Consider the following 16,891-nt stretch of genomic DNA (forward strand, 5'->3'; position numbering starts at 1 on the left):
GCACACCGGAACCGCAGCCCCCGGCCCCCACGCAACCACGCACCCAACGGGGCACGGGGCGAAGCCCCGAACAAGGGGGTCCGGGGCGAAGCCCCGGTTCAGAAAGCGGGGGGCCGCTCAGCCCTGCTCGGTCACACCAGCGACCAGCTCGTCCGCCGCGGAGTACGGGTCCAACGACCCACCCACCACACGCTCGGCAAGCGCATCCAGCCGCTTCCCCCCACGCAACTCCCCCATCTTCTCCCGCAACGCCGTCACCGCGATCGTCTCGATCTCCCGCGCGGCCCGCGCGGCCCGCCGCTCCGTGAGCACCCCGTGCTCCTCCATCCACGCACGGTGCTTCTCCAGCGCCTCCACGACCTCGTCGACGCCCTCACCCCGCGCCGCGACGGTCTTCACGACGGAGGGCCGCCAGTCGCCGGCCTCCCGCGCCTCGCCGAGCCCCAGCATGTGGTTGAGCTCCCGCACGGTGGCGTCGGCGCCGTCCCTGTCGGCCTTGTTGACCACGAAGACGTCGCCGATCTCCAGGATCCCGGCCTTGGCCGCCTGGATCCCGTCGCCCATGCCCGGCGCGAGCAGCACCACGCTGGTGTCCGCCTGCGCGGCGATCTCCACCTCGCTCTGCCCGACGCCCACGGTCTCCACGAGGATCACGTCGCACCCGGCCGCGTCCAGCACCCGCACCGCCTGCGGGGCCGCCCAGGCGAGCCCGCCCAGGTGGCCGCGGGTGGCCATGGAGCGGATGTAGACCCCGGGGTCGGAGGCGTGCTCGCCCATCCGCACCCGGTCGCCCAGCAGCGCGCCGCCGGAGAACGGCGAGGAGGGGTCGACGGCGAGGATGCCGACCCGCTTGCCCGCGCGCCGGTACGCGGAGACCAGGGCCGAGGTCGAGGTCGACTTGCCGACACCGGGCGACCCGGTGATGCCCACCACGAACGCGTTCCCGCAGCGCGGCGCCAGCTCCGCCATCACCTCGCGCAACTGCGGAGACGCGCCCTCCACCAGGGAGATCAGCCGGGCCACCGCCCGCGGCTGCCCCTCACGCGCCCGGGCCACCAGTTCGGGGACGTCCACCGCCATGCGTGCCGCGCTCCTCGCTCTCGTATCCGCTCGCGTACCCGGCGAACCGCCGCCGCACGCGCTGAACCGCACCGGCCGTCCGGCGCCGGGAGCCGCACCTCTCCGGCGCCGGAACGTGCCCCTGCGCCTACTTCCCGGGCACCTTGACGATCAGCGCGTCGCCCTGACCGCCGCCGCCGCACAGCGCCGCCGCCCCGGTGCCGCCGCCCCGGCGCTTCAGCTCCAGCGCCAGGTGCAGCACGATACGCGCGCCGGACATCCCGATCGGGTGGCCGAGCGCGATCGCCCCGCCGTTGACGTTCACCTTTTCGGTGTCGACCCCGAGGTCCTTCATTGACTGCACGGCGACGGCGGCGAACGCCTCGTTGATCTCGATCAGGTCGAGGTCGGAGACGCCCAGGCCGTCCTTCTTGAGCGCGTGCTGGATCGCGTTGGAGGGCTGCGACTGGAGGGAGTTGTCCGGGCCCGCGACGTTGCCGTGCGCGCCGACCTCGGCGATCCACTCCAGGCCCAGCTCCTCGGCCTTGACCTTGCTCATCACCACGACGGCGGCGGCGCCGTCGGAGATCTGCGAGGCCGAACCGGCCGTGATCGTCCCGTCCTTGGCGAACGCGGGCTTCAGCTTGCCCAGCGACTCGGCCGTGGTCTCGCCGCGGATGCCCTCGTCCTTGCTGAACAGGACCGGGTCGCCCTTGCGCTGCGGGATCTCCACGGGGGTGATCTCGGCCTCGTACGTGCCGTTCTTCTGCGCGGCGGCGGCCCGCTGGTGCGAGAGCGCGGAGAACTCGTCCTGCTCGGGCCGCTCGATGCCGAGCCGCGTGTTGTGCCGCTCGGTCGACTCGCCCATGGCGACCTTCTCGAAGGAGTCGGTCAGCCCGTCGTACGCCATCGAGTCGAGCATCTCGACCGCGCCGTACTTGTACCCCTCACGGGACTTGGGCAGCAGGTGGGGCGCGTTGCTCATGGACTCCTGGCCGCCCGCGACCACCACGTCGAACTCCCCGGCGCGCACGAGCTGGTCGGCCAGCGCGATCGCGTCGAGGCCCGAGAGGCACACCTTGTTGACGGTGAGCGCGGGCACGTTCATCGGGATGCCGGCCTTCACGGCGGCCTGCCGCGCCGGGATCTGGCCGGCCCCGGCCTGGAGCACCTGGCCCATGATCACGTACTCGACCTGGTCGCCGCCGATGCCGGCCCGGTCCAGCGCGGCCTTGATGGCGAAGCCGCCCAAGTCGGCGCCGGAGAAGGACTTCAGGGACCCCAGCAGCCGCCCCATCGGGGTGCGCGCGCCGGAGACGATCACGGAGGTGGTGCTGGACGTGGCGGTCATGAGGGTCCCTTCGAAGGTTCGAGCGGGAGTTAACGAGGGTTATCGCCAATGTACTGAGCAGTACGGGCCGAGGTCACCGGTCGGTCGGTGTGACCGTGCGCACGTTGCGTAACCGCGCCCGCAGGGGCTGCACTTGTCTCCATGCTGACGCGGATCGACCACATCGGGATCGCCTGCTTCGACCTGGAGCGGACCGTCGACTTCTACTCCCGGACCTACGGTTTCACGGTGTTCCACACCGAGGTCAACGAGGAGCAGGGGGTGCGCGAGGCGATGCTGCGCATCAACGGCACCGACGACGGCGGCGCCTCCTACCTCCAGCTCCTGGAGCCCGTACGGGAGGACTCGGCCGTCGGGAAATGGCTGGCCAAGAACGGCGAGGGCGTCCACCACATCGCCTTCGGCACGGAGGACGTGGACGCCGAGTCCGAGTCCATCCGCGACAAGGACGTACGCGTCCTCTACGACGAGCCCCGCACGGGCTCGATGGGCTCCCGCATCACCTTCTTGCACCCGAAGGACTGCCACGGTGTGCTCACGGAACTGGTCACATCCGCCGAGTCCCTGCGGGCGCAGGAGGACTGAGCGGCGCGGCCGCGGCGCACCCGACCGAGACGATCACCTCTGCCCCTCGGGTCCCCCGGGCACATAGGACCACTGACGTCCGCTTCCCGGGCCGGTAGAGTGACCACTCGGCCGGGGCGGACCCTCGCCTTCGACAGGGGGTCCCGGGCAGGGGCTCGGTCCACGTTCCGCCGATGATCTGACACCATTTGCACGATGGGCCAGTTCACCTTCACCACGACCAGGGGACGGATGGGACCGCGCAGTGCGGGGCTACGACCGCTACGAGGCTGACGACCACCTCTCGCAGTTCGAGGCCGAGATGGAGCGGCTGAAGAAGGAGCGGGAGAAGGCTGTACAGCACGCCGAAGACCTCGGCTACCAGGTCGAAGTGCTGCGCGCCAAGCTGCACGAGGCGCGCCGCACGCTCGCCACGCGCCCGGCCGGGTACGACAACCTGTCGCAGCAGGCCGAGCAGCTTCTGCGGAACGCGCAGATGCAGGCCGACCAGATGCGCGCCGACGCGGAGCGCGAGCTTCGCGATGCCCGCGCCAGGACGCAGTCGCTGCTGCAGGAGCAGGCCGAGCGCCAGGCGCAGCTGGAGTCCGAGCTGCACGCCGAGGCCGTGCGCCGCAGGCAGCAGCTCGACCAGGAGCTGGCCGACCGCCGCTCCTCGGTCGAGGCGCACGTCAATGAGAACGTGCAGTGGGCCGAGCAGCTCCGCGCCCGCACCGAGCAGCAGGCCCAGCGGCTCATGGAGGAGACCAGGGCCGAGGCCGAGCAGTCGCTGTCCGAGGCGCGCGCCGAGGCCCAGCGCCTGACCGAGGAGGCCCGCGCCCGGCTGAGCAGCGAGGCCGAGAACGCCCGCAGCGAGGCCGAGGCGATCATGCGCCGCGCCCGCAGCGACGCCGAGCGCCTGCTGAGCGCCGCCTCCACCCAGGCCCAGGAGGCCACCGACCACGCCGAGCAGCTGCGTACGAGCACCACCACGCAGTCCGAGGAGTCCCGGCGCGAGGCGGCCGAGCTGGTCCGCAAGGCCGAGCAGCGCATGCAGGAGGCCGAGACGGCGCTGCGCGAGGCGCGCACCGAGGCCGAGCAGAAGATGACGGAGGCCGAGGAGGCCGCCGCCAAGCGCCTCGCGGACGCCGAGTCGGAGAACGAGCAGCGCACCCGCACCGCCAAGGGCGAGGTCGCGCGCATGGTCTCGGAGGCCACCAAGGAGTCCGAGGCGATCAAGGCCGAGGCCGAGCAGCTCCGCGAGGACGCGCGCACGGAGGCCGAGCGGCTGATCGCCGAGGCCAAGGAGGAGGCCCGCGCCAAGACGGCGGAGGAGTCGGCCAACCAGCTCGCGGAGGCCGCGCGCACCGCCGAGGACGTGCTGAACAAGGCGTCCGAGGAGGCCCAGGCCACCACCAAGGCGGCCAACGAGGAGGCCGAGCGGCTCCGCAAGGAGGCCGAGGAGGAGGCCGACCGGCTGCGCAGCGAGGCCCACGACGTGGCCGAGCAGCTCAAGGGCGCAGCCAAGGACGACACGAAGGAGTACCGCGAGAAGACCGTCGAACTCCAGGAGGAGGCACGGCGGTTGCGCGGCGAGGCCGAGCAGCTGCGCTCCGAGGCCGTCGAGGAGGGCGAGCGGATCCGCGGCGAGGCCCGCCGCGAGGCCGTGGAGAAGGTCGAGGAGGCCGCGAGCCGCGCCGAGGAGCTGCTGGCGAAGGCCAAGTCGGACGCCGAGGAGACCCGCACCGACGCGGCGCACGAGAGCGAGCGGGTGCGCACCGAGGCCATCGAGCGCGCCACCGCGCTGCGCACCCAGGCCGAGGAGGCGCTGGAGCGCGCCAGGGCCGAGGCCGAGGAGCTGCGCGCCGGGGCCGAGGAGCAGGCCGAGCAGACCCGCGCCGAGGCGGACGAGGCCGGGCGCCGGGTCCGCGAGGAGGCCGAGCAGGCGGCCGAGGCCCGCAGGGCGGAGGCCGCGGCCGAGCTGGAGCGGCTGCACGCCGAGGCGCAGGAGAAAGTCGAGGGCGCCGAGCGGGAGTTGACCGAGGCCCGCACCGAGGCGGAGCGGCTGCGCGAGGAGGCACGCGAGGAGACCGAGCGGCTGCGCACCGAGTCGGCCGAGCGGATCCGCACGCTCCAGCAGCAGGCCGAGGAGGAGGCCGAGCGGCTGCGCACGGAGGCCACTTCGGAGGCCTCGGAGACCCGCGCCGAGGGCGAGGCGTACGTCGTACAGCTCCGCAGCGAGGCGGCGGCCGAGGCCGAGCGGCTGCGCACCGAGGCCCAGGAGACCGCCGAGCGGGTGCGCGCCGAGGCCAACGCGGCGGCCGAGCGCACCAACGCCGAGGCCGCGCAGGCCCTTTCGGACGCGCAGGAGGAGGCGGCGCGGCGCCACCGGGAGGCCGAGGAGGCCCTGGCGTCGGCGCGCGACGAGGCGCATCAGGAGCGCACCGCGGCCCGCGAGCAGAGCGAGGAGCTGCTCTCCTCCGCGCGCCAGCGGGTCGAGGAGGCGCAGGCCGAGGCCGAGCGCCTGGTCGAGGAGGCCGAGCGCCGGGCCGCCGAGCTGGTGTCGGCGGCCGAGGAGACCGCGCAGCAGGTGCGGGACTCGGTGGCCGGGCTGCACGAGCAGGCCGAGGCGGAGATCGCCGAGCAGAGGGCCGCCGCCGAGGACGAGGCGACGCGTACGCGTACCGAGGCCGAGGAGGCCGCTTCCGCGCTGCGCGCCGAGGCCAAGGAGGAGACCGACGCGGCCAAGGCGCTGGCCGAGCGCACCGTTGCCGAGGCGCTGGAGGAGGCCGAGCGCACCCGCGCCGAGGCCGACCGGCTGCGCACGGAGGCGTCGGAGGAGTCCGAGCGCCTGCGTACGGAGGCTTCCGAGGAGTCGGAGCGGCTGCGCAGCGAGGCCCAGCAGGAGTCCGAGCAGGTGCGCGCCGAGGCGCACGAGGAGTCCGAGCGCCGGCTCACCGAGGCCCAGCAGGAGTCCGACAGGCTGCACGCCGAGGCGCAGCAGGAGTCGGAGCGGCTGCGCGCGGAGGCCCAGGAGGCGTCCGAGCAGGTGCGCGCCGAGGCCCGCGAGGAGTCGGACCGGCTGCTGGACGAGGCGCGGCAGGCCGCGTCGAAGAAGCGGAGCGAAGCGGCCGAGCAGGCCGACCAGTTGGTCACGCAGGCCCAGGAAGAGGCGCTGCGCAGCCAGACCGCCGCCGAGGAGCAGGCGGACCAGATGGTCGGCGCGGCACGCAAGGAGTCCGAGCGGCTGGTGGCCGAGGCGACGGAGGAGAGCCGGGAGCTGGTCGAGAAGGCCCGTTCGGACGCCAACACGATGCTGGAGGAGGCGCGCAACGACGCCTCCGCGATAAGGGAGCGCGCCGAGGAGCTGCGGGCCCGCATCGAGGGCGAGGTCGAGGAGCTGCACGAGCGGGCACGCCGGGAGTCCGCCGAAGCCATGCAGAACGCCGGCGAGCGCTGCGACCAGCTCGTCAAGGCCGCCGAGGAGCAGCTCCGCGAGGCCGAGGAGAAGGCCACCGAGATGGTCAACGAGGCGAACGCGGAGGCGGGCAAGGTCCGCATCGCGGCCGTGAAGAAGGCCGAGGGGCTGCTCAAGGAGGCCGAGCAGAAGAAGGCCGCGATGCTCAGCGAGGCCGAGCGCACGCGCAAGGACGCGGAGGAGGAAGCGCGCTCCACGGTCGACGCCGGACAGCGCGAACTCGACCTGCTCGTAAGGCGCCAGGAGGACATCAACGCCGAAATCTCCCGCGTCCAGGACGTGTTGGAGGCGCTGGAGTCCTTCGAGTCGCCCGCGGGCGGCAAGGACGGCGCGAGCGGCGGAGGAAAGAAGGGCGGTGCCGACAACGGGTCAAATGGCGGTGTCAAGGCGGGGGTTGGTGCCGGTTCGGCCCGTTCGGGTGGCAAGGACTCCGGCAGTTAGCCACTCGAACGAGCGAGCATTCTGCACAGCAAACCCGCAATGGCTCGCTGCCACGCCGCTCAGGCCCCTAGGATTCCCTCTATCACTCCCCGTCTGACACACCCGGCTGACTCGACAGGAACCTCATGAGCGACACTTCCTCCCCCTACGGCTTCGAGCTCGTGCGGCGTGGTTACGACCGCGGGCAGGTTGACGACCGCATCGCGAAGCTCGTCGCCGACCGTGACAGCGCACTGGCCCGGATCACATCCCTGGAAAAGCGCATCGAGGAGCTCCACCTCGAGACGCAGAACGCCCAGGCCCAGGTGAACGACAGCGAGCCGTCGTACGCCGGCCTCGGCGCCCGCGTCGAGAAGATCCTCCGCCTCGCCGAGGAGGAGGCCAAGGACCTGCGGGACGAGGCGCGGAAGGCTGCCGAGCAGCACCGCGAGCTCGCCGAGGGCGCCGCCCAGCAGGTGCGCAACGACGCCGAGGCGTTCGCCGCCGAGCGCAAGGCGAAGGCCGAGGACGAGGGCGCGCGCATCGTCGAGAAGGCCAAGGGCGAGGCGTCGTCGCTGCGTTCGGAGGCCGAGAAGGACGCCCAGTCCAAGCGCGAGGAGGCCGACTCGCTCTTCGAGGACACCCGGGCCAAGGCGGCGCAGGCGGCGGCGGACTTCGAGACCAACCTCGCCAAGCGGCGCGAGCAGTCCGAGCGCGACCTGGCGTCCCGTCAGGCGAAGGCGGAGAAGCGCCTCGCCGAGATCGAGCACCGCGCCGAGCAGCTCCGCCTGGAGGCCGAGAAGCTGCGCACGGACGCCGAGCGGCGCGCGCGCCAGACGGTGGAGACCGCGCAGCGGCAGGCCGAGGACATCGTCGCCGACGCGAACGCGAAGGCCGACCGGGTCCGCAGCGAGTCCGAGCGCGAGCTCGCGGCCCTCACCAACCGCCGCGACAGCATCAACGCACAGCTCACCAACGTGCGCGAGATGCTGGCCACGCTCACCGGCGCCGCGGCGGCCGCCGGCGCCCAGCAGGGCGGCGAGGAGGCCGCGGCCGAGGAGACCACGCGCGGGGTTCCCGCGCAGCAGTCCCGCTGAGCACAGCAGCATCCTGAGGTCCCTGGCGGCCCAGCTTCTCCGCGCGGCGGGGACCGGCACACACGTGACCGGTCCCCGCCGCGCGTTGTGCCGCGTGCGGGGTGTGCGGGGGTCACGCGGGGTGTCGGGGTCACGCGGCGTGCGCCCCGCGGCCGGCCACGGCCTCCCGAGTCGCGGGCCCCCTGTCCTGCGCTTACCGTCGCTGCTGTGATCGAACTGCGCGGCCTGACGAAGCGGTACGGGGAGAAGACCGCCGTGGACGGGCTCTCCTTCACCGTGCGCCCCGGCATCGTCACCGGGTTCCTGGGGCCGAACGGCGCGGGGAAGTCCACGACGATGCGCATGATGCTCGGCCTCGACCGCCCCACCAGCGGCGACGTACACATCGACGGCAAGCGGTACGACCAGCTCCAGGAGCCGCTGCACCACATCGGCGCGCTGCTGGAGGCGAAGGCCGTGCACCCGGGCCGCAGCGCGTACCACCACCTGCTGTGCATGGCGCAGTCCAACGGCGTTCCGCGCCGCCGCATCGACGAGGTGCTGGACCTGGTGGGGCTCACGCAGGTCGCCAAGAAGCGGCCGAAGGGCTTCTCGCTCGGCATGGGCCAGCGGCTGGGCATCGCGCAGGCGCTGCTCGGCGATCCGCGGATCCTGATGTTCGACGAGCCGGTCAACGGGCTCGACCCCGAGGGCATCCACTGGATCCGCACGCTGATGCAGCGGCTCGCGGCCGAGGGCCGCACGGTGTTCGTCTCCTCGCACCTGATGTCGGAAATGGCGCTGACCGCCGAGCACTTGGTGGTGATCGGCCAGGGCAGGCTGCTCGCCGACACGTCGATGGCGGACTTCATCGCGGCCAACTCCCGCACCTACGTACGCATTCGTACGCCGCAGCCCGAGGGCATGCGGGAGGCGCTGCGCCGAGAGGGCATCGCGCCGGTGACGGTGGCCGAGGACGTCCTGGAGGCGGAGGACGTGGAGTCGGCGCGGATCGGCGAACTGGCCTCCCAGCACCAGGTGGTGCTGCACGAGCTGAGCCCCCAACGGGCCTCGCTGGAAGAGGCGTTCATGCGGCTGACCGCGGGGTCCGTGGAATACCACGCGCACGCGGCGCCGGATCCTGGCGCCTCCCCCGCCCCGCAGGCCGCACAGGACGGGAGCGGGGCCGGCGGCGCCGCATGGGGCGCCGGCTGGGACAAGGGACGCGGGCGGAAGGAGCGCTGAACGATGGCGCATGCGACGCGGGTTCTGCGCTCGGAGTGGACCAAGGTCAGCACGGTGCGGTCCACGCCGTGGACGCTGCTGACGGCGTTCCTGGCGACGACCGTGCTGGCCGGGGTGATCTGCTACTTCACCCGCTCCCAGGTGCAGGACATGCACCCCGTGCAGCGGATGTCCTTCGACCCGACCTTCACCAGCTTCGCCGGGATGGGCCTCGGGCAGTTGGCGATGATCGCCTTCGGGGTCATGTCGGTGTCGGCCGAGTACAGCACCGGCATGATCCGCAGCTCGCTGTCGGCCGTGCCGCAGCGCGGCACGTTCATGGCCTGCAAGATCGCCGTCACCACCCTGCTGGTGCTGGTCGTCGGGCTGGTCACCAGCTTCCTCAGCTTCTTCGTCGGCCAGGCGATGCTCGGCGACTACGGGGCGGACCTGGGCGATCCCGGAGTGCTGCGCGCGGTGTTCGGCGGCGGGCTCTACATGGCGCTGATCGCGCTGTTCTCCATGGGCGTCGCCTTCGTGCTGCGCAGCCCGCTGCTCACGCTGGCGATCCTGATGCCGTTCTTCTTCCTGGTGTCCACGATCCTCGACAACGTCCCCGCCACCAAGAAGGTCGCCCAGTACCTCCCCGACCAGGCCGGCACGGCCGTGATGGCGGTGCTGCCCGAGTCCCTGGACCGGCCGTACGGGCCGTGGGGCGGGCTGCTCATCCTGATCGTCTGGACGGCGGCGGCGCTCGTCGCCGGGTATGCGGTGCTCAAGCGCAGGGACGCCTGAGCGGGCCCGCGCACGGGGCGCGCTGCATGACGGCGCGCGTATGCCATCGGCGTAATTCCGGTGCCCCCGCGTCCGCCGCGGCCGCGCGGGTCAGTAGCGGGGAGCGTTGCGGGACCGCTGGAGCCGTGCGCCCCTGCGGTCCCGCGCGTTCCAGCACGCCTTGTGCCAGTGCCGTCTGTCGTCGCCGTCGCCGTGCGCCGGCCAGGCCACCAGATGCGGGACGCCGGGCGGAATCTCCTGGTCGCAGCCGGGGCAGCGGTAGTGCTTGGCCGCCGCGCCGCCGCTGATCTGGCGCACCGACCACTCCTCGCCGCGCCACTCCACGGTGTTCTGCAGCCCGTACCTGTCCTGTCCCTCCTCGCCCTCGCCGCGCCGTGCGGCGGACGGACGGGATGAGGCGGCACCGCCTCGCGGGCGGTTACGACGCGGGGACACAGGGCACCTCGACAAGTCGGCGTACGTACGGCACGGGCGTGGCCGATGACGGCACCAGCCTACGCATCCGCCGAGGCTCCGCTCACGTCAGACCACGGGCGGCGGCGCGGGTGTGAGCGGTCGGGCGGTGAGCGGTCGGGAGGCGGGCGGAAGGAACTTTCCGTTTCATCGGAAGAGCTCCCCCGGTTGCCGTGCCTTTGGCACGTGTCAGACGTTATTGCCTGTAGGGGGAGACGTGAGTCGCACTCCAAGGAGGGGGAAGGACATGCGAGTTGGAGTTTTCGTTCTGGGCGCGCAGTTCCCCGGCCAGGGCCAGGGGGAGGCGCTGCACCGGGCGGTGAGCACCGTGGAGGCGGCGGAGGAGTTCGGCCTCGACTCGGCCTGGCTGGCCGAGCACCACTTCGTTCCGTATGGCGTCTGCCCCTCCGCCGTGACGCTGGCCGGACTGCTCCTCGGCCGCACCCGCAGGATCGGCATCGGCACGGCCGTCTCCGTCCTGCCCAACCACCACCCGGTGGCGCTCGGCGAGCAGACCGCGCTGCTGCACCTCACCTCGGGCGGCCGCTTCACGCTCGGCGTGGGCCGCGGCGGCCCGTGGGTCGACCTGGAGGTCTTCGGCGGCGGCCTGCCGGCGTATGAGAAGGGCTTCCCCGAGTCGCTGGACCTGCTGCTGCGCTGGCTGCGCGAGCCGCGGGTCGGCACCGACGGCGAGCGGTACGCCTTCCGCGAGGTCGACGTCGTCCCGCGCGCCGACGAACCGTTTCCCGGGCTCGGCGCGTCCGACGGGCCGCCGGTCGTGGTCGCCTGCACCTCGCCGAATTCGGTGCGCCTGGCCGCGCGGCACGCGCTGCCGATGCTGCTCGGCATGCACTGCGGCGACGAGGAGAAGGCCGAGGTCGTCGCGCTGTGGCAGCGCGAGGTGCGGGAGGCGGGGCACTCCGCCGAGACCGTCGAGCGCGCCGCGGCCCAGCACGTCTCCGCCGGCGTCGGCCAGATCGCGGACACCACGGAGGACGCCAGGGAGGCGCTGGCCAAGGCCATGCCCGGCTGGCTGCGGCAGGGGCTCGGCGCGCACCGCACCGTCGACGGCCGCCAGCGCTCCATGCGCGACCCTGTCGCCTATACGGAGCTGCTCTGCGACCTGCACCCGGTGGGCACGCCGAAGCTGTGCGCCGACCGGCTCGCCGCGACCTCGGAGCGCACCGGGATCACCCGCTTCGCGCTGCTCACCGAGGGCTCGGGCGATCTCGTGGGGACCCAGCGCAATGTGCAGCGGCTGGGCGAAGAGGTGCTGCCCCAGCTGTCCTGAGGGAGCTGTCCTGAAGGTCGGGCCGAGCTTTCGTGAGAGCCGGGCTGCCGTGAAGGGCGGGCCCTCCCGCGAGCCGAGGGGGGACACGGCTGCGCGAGGGAGCGGTGTCCCGGCCGCCGGGGCGTGCCCGGCCAGGAGGGCCTGGCCGCGCGGTGCCCCGGCGGACCGGGACGGGCCTTTCAGCCCTCCGGATCAGCAGTCACGCAGCTCCGGGGACTGGTTGAGAAGCTGGCCGCGGATCGAGGTGAAGCGGGCCAGCCGGTCATCGGCCGAGGCGTCCAGGGGGAAGACGGCGACGCGATGACAGTTCTGGAAGGCGAGACGCACACCGAAGTGCCGCTCCAGCGCACCACGTATCGCGTCACTCGCCATGGCACGCAGCAGTTGGCCGCGCGCCTGTTCGTCCGGAGGCGGCGTCTGGTTGTCGGCGAACTCGCCTCCGTCCACCTTGAGTTGGGCCACTAGTGAGCTGACCATCTCCCACGCGAAGGGGAGGGATGTACGGACGCAGTCGACGAAGGACGCTTCGTCGACATCGCCTCGCTCGGCCTGCTCCAGAAGGGCCGGTGAGACGTCGAGCGACATGGGTTCTCCTCTCGCGATCCCGAGAGCGCGGGATCTTCCGGACCGTACGAGGCCCACCGCGCGGCGTAGTCACGCATACCCGGACGGCGACGCCCCGTCCTCTCACGGTAAGGGCTGACGGACTCCGCTTCAGGGGAATGGACATACATCGGCCATCCGTTGGCCTGTCATGCCACGATCCCCGGCGTGCCCGGGGGAAATGCCTCCGGAAACAGGGGATTTGCCGCCCGCGCGGCCGACGGCTTCCGGTTGCCTGCGGGGGCGCCTCGACGGCGTACGGGTGCCGAGGTGCGCCGCGCCCTCGCCGACGGGTGACCGGGGCCGGGGGCGAATCGCGTCCGATGCCGGATGTCCAGTAGCGTTTCCGACCATGCGTCTCGTCATCGCGCGCTGCTCCGTCGACTATGCGGGCAGGCTCACCGCTCATCTTCCCTCGGCCCCCCGGCTGATCCTGGTGAAGGCCGATGGCTCGGTCTCCGTGCACGCGGACGACCGCGCCTACAAGCCCCTCAACTGGATGTCGCCGCCCTGCACCCTCAAGGAGGCGGACGGCGAGGGCGAGGCCGCGGCCAAGTGGACGGTGGAGAACAAGGCCGGCGAGAAGCTGATCATCCACATGGAGGAGGTTCTGCACGACTCCTCGCACGAACTCGGCGTCGACCCCGGCCTGATCAAGGACGGCGTGGAGGCGCACCTCCAGGAGCTGCTCGCCGACCGCATGGAGACGCTGGGCGAGGGCTGGAGCCTGATCCGCCGGGAGTACCAGACGGCGATCGGGCCCGTGGACATCCTGGGCCGGGACGCGGACGGTACGACGGTGGCCGTGGAGATCAAGCGGCGCGGCGAGATCGACGGCGTGGAGCAGCTCACCCGCTACCTGGAACTCCTCAACCGCGACCCGCACTTGGCCCCGGTCAAGGGCGTCTTCGCCGCGCAGGAGATCAAGCCGCAGGCGCGGGTGCTGGCGGAGGACCGCGGGATCGAGTGCGCGGTGCTGGATTACAACGCGCTGCGCGGGGTGGACGACGACAAGCTGCGGCTGTTCTGAGCCGCCCCCGTTCCGCTCCGGTTGCCTTGCGCTCAGGGGTGCCCCCTGAGCGCCCCCTTTTCGGGGCTGCGCCCCGGGCCCCCTTTGAGCGATTGCTTGCTGCGTGCTTCGTGGCTTGGGAGCCCGGGGCCTCGTGGTGACGGTTGGCTTTTGACCGCCGGCCGCTTCTGCTGTGGGTGCTTTCCGCTGCGGCGGAGTGAGTGTGTTGGCGGCTGGCGCGTCGCCGGGCGGCGCCCCGGGGCCCCTTTGCGTGATTGCTTGCTTTGTGGCTTGGGAGCCCGGGGCGCTGACGTGTGTGCGGGCCGGGCTTTGACCGCCGGCCGCTTCTGCTGTGGGTGCTTTCCGCCGCGGCGGAGGAGTTTGTGACCGTCTAGCGCGTCGTTGTTGTTGTCGGGGTCGAGCCCAGCGTTCCCGTGCTGCTCGGGGTCGTGCCTGCTGTGGTCTGGCCGCCGGTCGGGGTGCCGCCCGTTGTCGGGCCACCCGTGGTGGGGCCGCCGGTCGTCGGGCCACCCGTTGTCGGGCCGCCGGTCGTTGGGCCACCCGTCGTGGGGCCACCCGTGGTCGGACCGCCCGTCGTGGGGCCGCCCGTGGTGGGACCGCCGGTACCCGAACCACCGCTGCCGGAACCGCCGCTGCCCGAGCCGCCCGTGCCCGAGCCGCCTGTGCCGGAACCTCCGCCCGTACCGCCGCCGTTGGCGCCGCCGGTGCCGCCTCCGTGGCCGCCCGTGCTGCCGCCGGAAGCGCCGCCCGAGGTGCCCGAGCCTCCGGTGCCGCCGGTCGTGCCGGTGCCCGTCGCGGCGTCGCCGTTCGGGGGCCGGTGGGAGGAGCTGCCGTCCCTGCCGGGGGTCCTGCTCCCGTAGCCGCCGGCCGGGGCCTCGCGTGGCCTGCTCGTGGAGCCTGTCAGGGTGTCGTTGCCCGAACCTGTGCCGCCCGAGCCCGCGCCGGGGCGGTCGGCGGTGAGGTCGTTGTCGCCGCCCTGCTGGGAGGCGGAGTGCTCGGGCTTCACGCGCTCCGCCGGCTTGTCGCCGCCGTGCGACATGTTGCCGAGCGTGACCACCGTGCCCAGCACCGCGGCGAGCAGCGCGCCGGCGCCGGCGGCGATGAGGTTGCGGCGGGTGCCGCGTACCGCGAGACCCCGGGTCGGGGGCTCGGCGCCGAACGCCACCTCCTGCTCCGCCGCGCCGCCCGCCGGCCAGGCGCCCTCGGCCGGAGGGAGCGAGGACTCGTCGGCCGAGACCGTCTCCGCGTACGCCTGCGAGACGCCGGGGGACACAGGGGGCGAGACCTCCGTCGCCGGGTGCGGCTCCTCGGCCGGGCCCGCCCCCGTACGAACCCCCGCCGTGCCGCCCAGCAGGTCACGCACCAGTGCCAGCGCGCGCCGTCCCGCGACCGCGCCGCGCTGGTCGGCCAGCGCCTCGCGGAGCCCTAAGGCCCGCTCCAACTGGCCCTTCGCACGCCCTGGTTCGCCCTCGCACAGGGCGAGCACCCCCGACTCGTGCCGGAAGTACGCCTCCTCGGCGACCTCGCCCGCGGTCTCGGCGGCCTCGGCCCCGTACCGCAGCGCCCTCTCCCAGGCGCCCCAGCGCAGCCCGGCCGCCAGCACCGGGGCCGCCGTGCGGCACAGCAGCACGGCGACGCTCGGGTTGCCGCCGCGCTGGGCGCCGCGCACGGCGGCGAGCACCGCCTCCGACTCGGCCGCGACCCGCTCGGGCGGCACCGAGGGGTGGCCCGCCCAGAACGCGTAGTGCCGCGCCGCGGTGAGCGCGCGGTGTGCCGCGCCCGCCGCGTACCCGGCGGTGGCCAGCTCGACGGGGACGCCGTCCGCCAGTCTGTAGTGCCCGTCGGCCGCCGTGACCAGCCCGGACGCCGCCAGCTCCGCGACCGCCTCGTCCGCGCGCGGGTCGCCGACCAGGGCCGGGAGGTGGGTGTGGTGCGGGAGTTCGCCGTCGAGCGCGAGGGCGTACCGCAGGGCCTCGCGGGCCGGGTCGCCCAGGCCGCGCGCCGCCGCGTCCGCCAGGCCCTGCGCCGGTGTGCCCTCCGGCGCCCCGCCCGCGCGCAGCACCGCGGCCGCCTGCACGAAGCGGAGCGGCAGGCCCTCGGTCTCGAACCACAGGTCGGCCGCCCAGTCCGCCTCGGCGTCCGTCAGCGGGCGGCGCACGGCGTGCTCCAGCAATTCGAGCCCGGCGTTCCTGCTGATGCCGGGGAGGAAGACCTCGGCGACCGGTGCGTCGGCGGGCGGCGCGGGGACCTCCGGGGTGGCCGAGAGCAGGAAGGCGCACTCCGGCGTCGCGGACAGCAGCCGCCCCAGCCCCTCCCCGCCGAACTCCAGGTCGTCGACGAGCACCACGGCGCCGACCGTCTGCAGGGCGCCGGCCAACTCGCCCTCGCCAGGCCGGTACAACGGAGCCTCGTGCACCGCGGCGAACAGGTCGTGCAGCAGGTCGTCCGGCGTGCGCCGATAGCCGCTCAGCCGTACGAGGCCGTCCGGCGCGAGGGCCGCGACCCGCCCGGCGACCGCGTCCAGCAGGGTGCTGCGCCCCGAACCCGCGGGACCCGTGAGCCGCACGGAACGGCCCTGCGCGAGCAGCCGCGCCAGCTCCTCGCACTCCTCCTCACGCTCGAGTACGGGTAACGGCCGGGCGGCGGCCGGAGTTCCGCCCGTGGGCGCCGCCGCGCAGCCCTGCTCGGGGCGCTCGTCGGGGGCCAGCTTCTCGGGCCTGCCCGGGAGTTCGCCCGGCGGGCAGGGTTCGATCTCGCTGCCGTCGACCGGGTTGACGGTCAGCAGGTAGGGGCCCGCGAGGAGTTGGACGGCGCGGGCGAGTCCCCCGCCGCCCGATACGCCACCGCCCGATACGCCGCCCGCCATGCCGCCGTTCGGTATGCCGCCGCCCGCCGGGGCGCCGTCGGCCCCGCTGCCCCCGTTGTCCTTGCCGCCATTGCCGTGTTCGCGCTCGTGTGGTGCCCCGTGCTGAACCATCGTCAATGCCCCCCATTAACCCGTGTGGTGAGCGGCGCGGTCCGTTTCCCCACCCCTTGGCGGACGCGCGTCACCCGGCTCAGTATCGCGGAGCTCCCCCTCCCGGAGCCCCGCGCGAGACGTCACGACTTGGTGAGAATGTGCGCCCCCACGGCGCCCGTACCACCCTCGATGGCGAGAATCCGGTGCAGCCTGGTGGCGACCAGCAGGCGCTGCATCTGCGGCGGCACGGCGCGCAGCACCAGCCGCCTGCCGCAACGCCCCGCACGCCGGTGCGCCCCCATGATGACCCCCAGGCCCGTGGCGTCCCAGGAGTCCAGCTCGGCCAGGTCCAGCACGAGATCGCCGACGCCGTTGTCGACCGCGGTGTGCAGGGCCGTACGGGCGTCCGCCGCGCTCCGCACGTCGAGGCGACCCCCGACGGCCAGCTCGGCGTGGTCGCCCCTGATGTGCATATCCGCTCCCCGGATGTGTGGCTGTCGTTGTCTTCGTCTTCGTGCGCCCGGTCTTCGTGCGCCCGGTCTTCGTGCGCTCAGTCTTCGTGCACTCGGTCTTCGTGCGCTTCTCGGTGCG

Annotated in this window: 13 protein-coding genes; 7 read left to right on the top strand and 6 right to left on the bottom strand. The window is 73.3% G+C overall.

Going from position 1 to position 16,891, the window contains the following annotated elements:
• Nucleotides 1-117: 117 nt before the first annotated feature.
• Together meaB and ABEE00_RS28230 are read right to left on the bottom strand one after the other, a co-directional pair.
• Nucleotides 118-1,080, bottom strand: a complete 963-nt coding sequence (gene meaB / locus ABEE00_RS28225) for a methylmalonyl Co-A mutase-associated GTPase MeaB (protein ID WP_345748521.1) — start codon at nucleotides 1,078-1,080, stop codon at nucleotides 118-120.
• A gap of 127 nt (nucleotides 1,081-1,207) precedes the next feature.
• Nucleotides 1,208-2,410 (bottom strand): acetyl-CoA C-acetyltransferase, encoded by a 1,203-nt coding sequence (locus ABEE00_RS28230; protein WP_345748522.1) that lies wholly within the window; start codon nucleotides 2,408-2,410, stop codon nucleotides 1,208-1,210.
• Nucleotides 2,411-2,551: 141 nt separating this feature from the next.
• Here ABEE00_RS28230 and mce point away from each other — a divergent pair, with 141 nt between their 5' ends.
• The 5 genes from mce (at nucleotide 2,552) to ABEE00_RS28255 (ending at nucleotide 9,964) form a co-directional block, all read left to right on the top strand.
• Nucleotides 2,552-2,995, top strand: a complete 444-nt coding sequence (gene mce / locus ABEE00_RS28235) for a methylmalonyl-CoA epimerase (protein WP_345748523.1) — start codon at nucleotides 2,552-2,554, stop codon at nucleotides 2,993-2,995.
• Between the two features lie 244 nt (nucleotides 2,996-3,239).
• Nucleotides 3,240-6,890: a polarized growth protein Scy gene (scy, locus tag ABEE00_RS28240; protein WP_345748524.1), complete on the top strand. Its 3,651-nt coding sequence runs from the start codon at nucleotides 3,240-3,242 to the stop codon at nucleotides 6,888-6,890.
• Nucleotides 6,891-7,015: 125 nt separating this feature from the next.
• Nucleotides 7,016-7,966 carry a coiled-coil domain-containing protein gene (locus ABEE00_RS28245; protein ID WP_345748525.1) on the top strand — a complete coding sequence of 317 codons (951 nt, stop codon included), beginning with the start codon at nucleotides 7,016-7,018 and terminating at the stop codon, nucleotides 7,964-7,966.
• Nucleotides 7,967-8,173: 207 nt separating this feature from the next.
• Nucleotides 8,174-9,190, top strand: coding sequence for an ABC transporter ATP-binding protein (locus tag ABEE00_RS28250; RefSeq protein WP_345748526.1), 1,017 nt, complete (start codon nucleotides 8,174-8,176; stop codon nucleotides 9,188-9,190).
• 3 nt (nucleotides 9,191-9,193) lie between these two features.
• Nucleotides 9,194-9,964 (top strand): ABC transporter permease, encoded by a 771-nt coding sequence (locus tag ABEE00_RS28255; protein ID WP_345748527.1) that lies wholly within the window; start codon nucleotides 9,194-9,196, stop codon nucleotides 9,962-9,964.
• Between the two features lie 90 nt (nucleotides 9,965-10,054).
• Here ABEE00_RS28255 and ABEE00_RS28260 read toward each other — a convergent pair whose 3' ends face one another.
• Nucleotides 10,055-10,399, bottom strand: a complete 345-nt coding sequence (locus tag ABEE00_RS28260; RefSeq protein WP_345748528.1) for an ATP/GTP-binding protein — start codon at nucleotides 10,397-10,399, stop codon at nucleotides 10,055-10,057.
• Between the two features lie 265 nt (nucleotides 10,400-10,664).
• Here ABEE00_RS28260 and ABEE00_RS28265 point away from each other — a divergent pair, with 265 nt between their 5' ends.
• The gene (locus tag ABEE00_RS28265; protein WP_345748529.1) at nucleotides 10,665-11,708 is read left to right on the top strand and encodes an LLM class flavin-dependent oxidoreductase; all 1,044 of its coding nucleotides are present in this window, start codon (nucleotides 10,665-10,667) and stop codon (nucleotides 11,706-11,708) included.
• Nucleotides 11,709-11,900: 192 nt separating this feature from the next.
• Here ABEE00_RS28265 and ABEE00_RS28270 read toward each other — a convergent pair whose 3' ends face one another.
• Entirely contained in the window at nucleotides 11,901-12,293 is a 393-nt protein-coding gene (locus tag ABEE00_RS28270) for an SCO5389 family protein (RefSeq protein ID WP_345748530.1), read from the bottom strand.
• Between the two features lie 370 nt (nucleotides 12,294-12,663).
• Between ABEE00_RS28270 and nucS the strand changes: the two genes are divergently transcribed.
• Nucleotides 12,664-13,341 (top strand): endonuclease NucS, encoded by a 678-nt coding sequence (nucS, locus tag ABEE00_RS28275; RefSeq protein ID WP_345748531.1) that lies wholly within the window; start codon nucleotides 12,664-12,666, stop codon nucleotides 13,339-13,341.
• Between the two features lie 370 nt (nucleotides 13,342-13,711).
• Here nucS and ABEE00_RS28280 read toward each other — a convergent pair whose 3' ends face one another.
• Both ABEE00_RS28280 and ABEE00_RS28285 read right to left on the bottom strand, forming a co-directional pair.
• Nucleotides 13,712-16,318, bottom strand: a complete 2,607-nt coding sequence (locus ABEE00_RS28280; RefSeq protein ID WP_345748532.1) for an ATP-binding protein — start codon at nucleotides 16,316-16,318, stop codon at nucleotides 13,712-13,714.
• A gap of 122 nt (nucleotides 16,319-16,440) precedes the next feature.
• The gene (locus tag ABEE00_RS28285; protein ID WP_345748533.1) at nucleotides 16,441-16,773 is read right to left on the bottom strand and encodes an STAS domain-containing protein; all 333 of its coding nucleotides are present in this window, start codon (nucleotides 16,771-16,773) and stop codon (nucleotides 16,441-16,443) included.
• Nucleotides 16,774-16,891: the final 118 nt, after the last annotated feature.

The organism is Streptomyces odontomachicola, from assembly GCF_039605595.1.
Classification (GTDB): domain Bacteria; phylum Actinomycetota; class Actinomycetes; order Streptomycetales; family Streptomycetaceae; genus Streptomyces.

Coding starts and splice junctions, on each gene's coding strand:
- meaB (WP_345748521.1), bottom strand. CDS start 1,080: ATGGCGGTGGACGTCCCCGAACTGGTGGCCCGGGCGCGTGAGGGGCAG.
- ABEE00_RS28230 (WP_345748522.1), bottom strand. CDS start 2,410: ATGACCGCCACGTCCAGCACCACCTCCGTGATCGTCTCCGGCGCGCGC.
- mce (WP_345748523.1), top strand. CDS start 2,552: ATGCTGACGCGGATCGACCACATCGGGATCGCCTGCTTCGACCTGGAG.
- ABEE00_RS28245 (WP_345748525.1), top strand. CDS start 7,016: ATGAGCGACACTTCCTCCCCCTACGGCTTCGAGCTCGTGCGGCGTGGT.
- ABEE00_RS28255 (WP_345748527.1), top strand. CDS start 9,194: ATGGCGCATGCGACGCGGGTTCTGCGCTCGGAGTGGACCAAGGTCAGC.
- ABEE00_RS28265 (WP_345748529.1), top strand. CDS start 10,665: ATGCGAGTTGGAGTTTTCGTTCTGGGCGCGCAGTTCCCCGGCCAGGGC.
- ABEE00_RS28270 (WP_345748530.1), bottom strand. CDS start 12,293: ATGTCGCTCGACGTCTCACCGGCCCTTCTGGAGCAGGCCGAGCGAGGC.
- nucS (WP_345748531.1), top strand. CDS start 12,664: ATGCGTCTCGTCATCGCGCGCTGCTCCGTCGACTATGCGGGCAGGCTC.
- ABEE00_RS28280 (WP_345748532.1), bottom strand. CDS start 16,318: ATGGTTCAGCACGGGGCACCACACGAGCGCGAACACGGCAATGGCGGC.
- ABEE00_RS28285 (WP_345748533.1), bottom strand. CDS start 16,773: ATGCACATCAGGGGCGACCACGCCGAGCTGGCCGTCGGGGGTCGCCTC.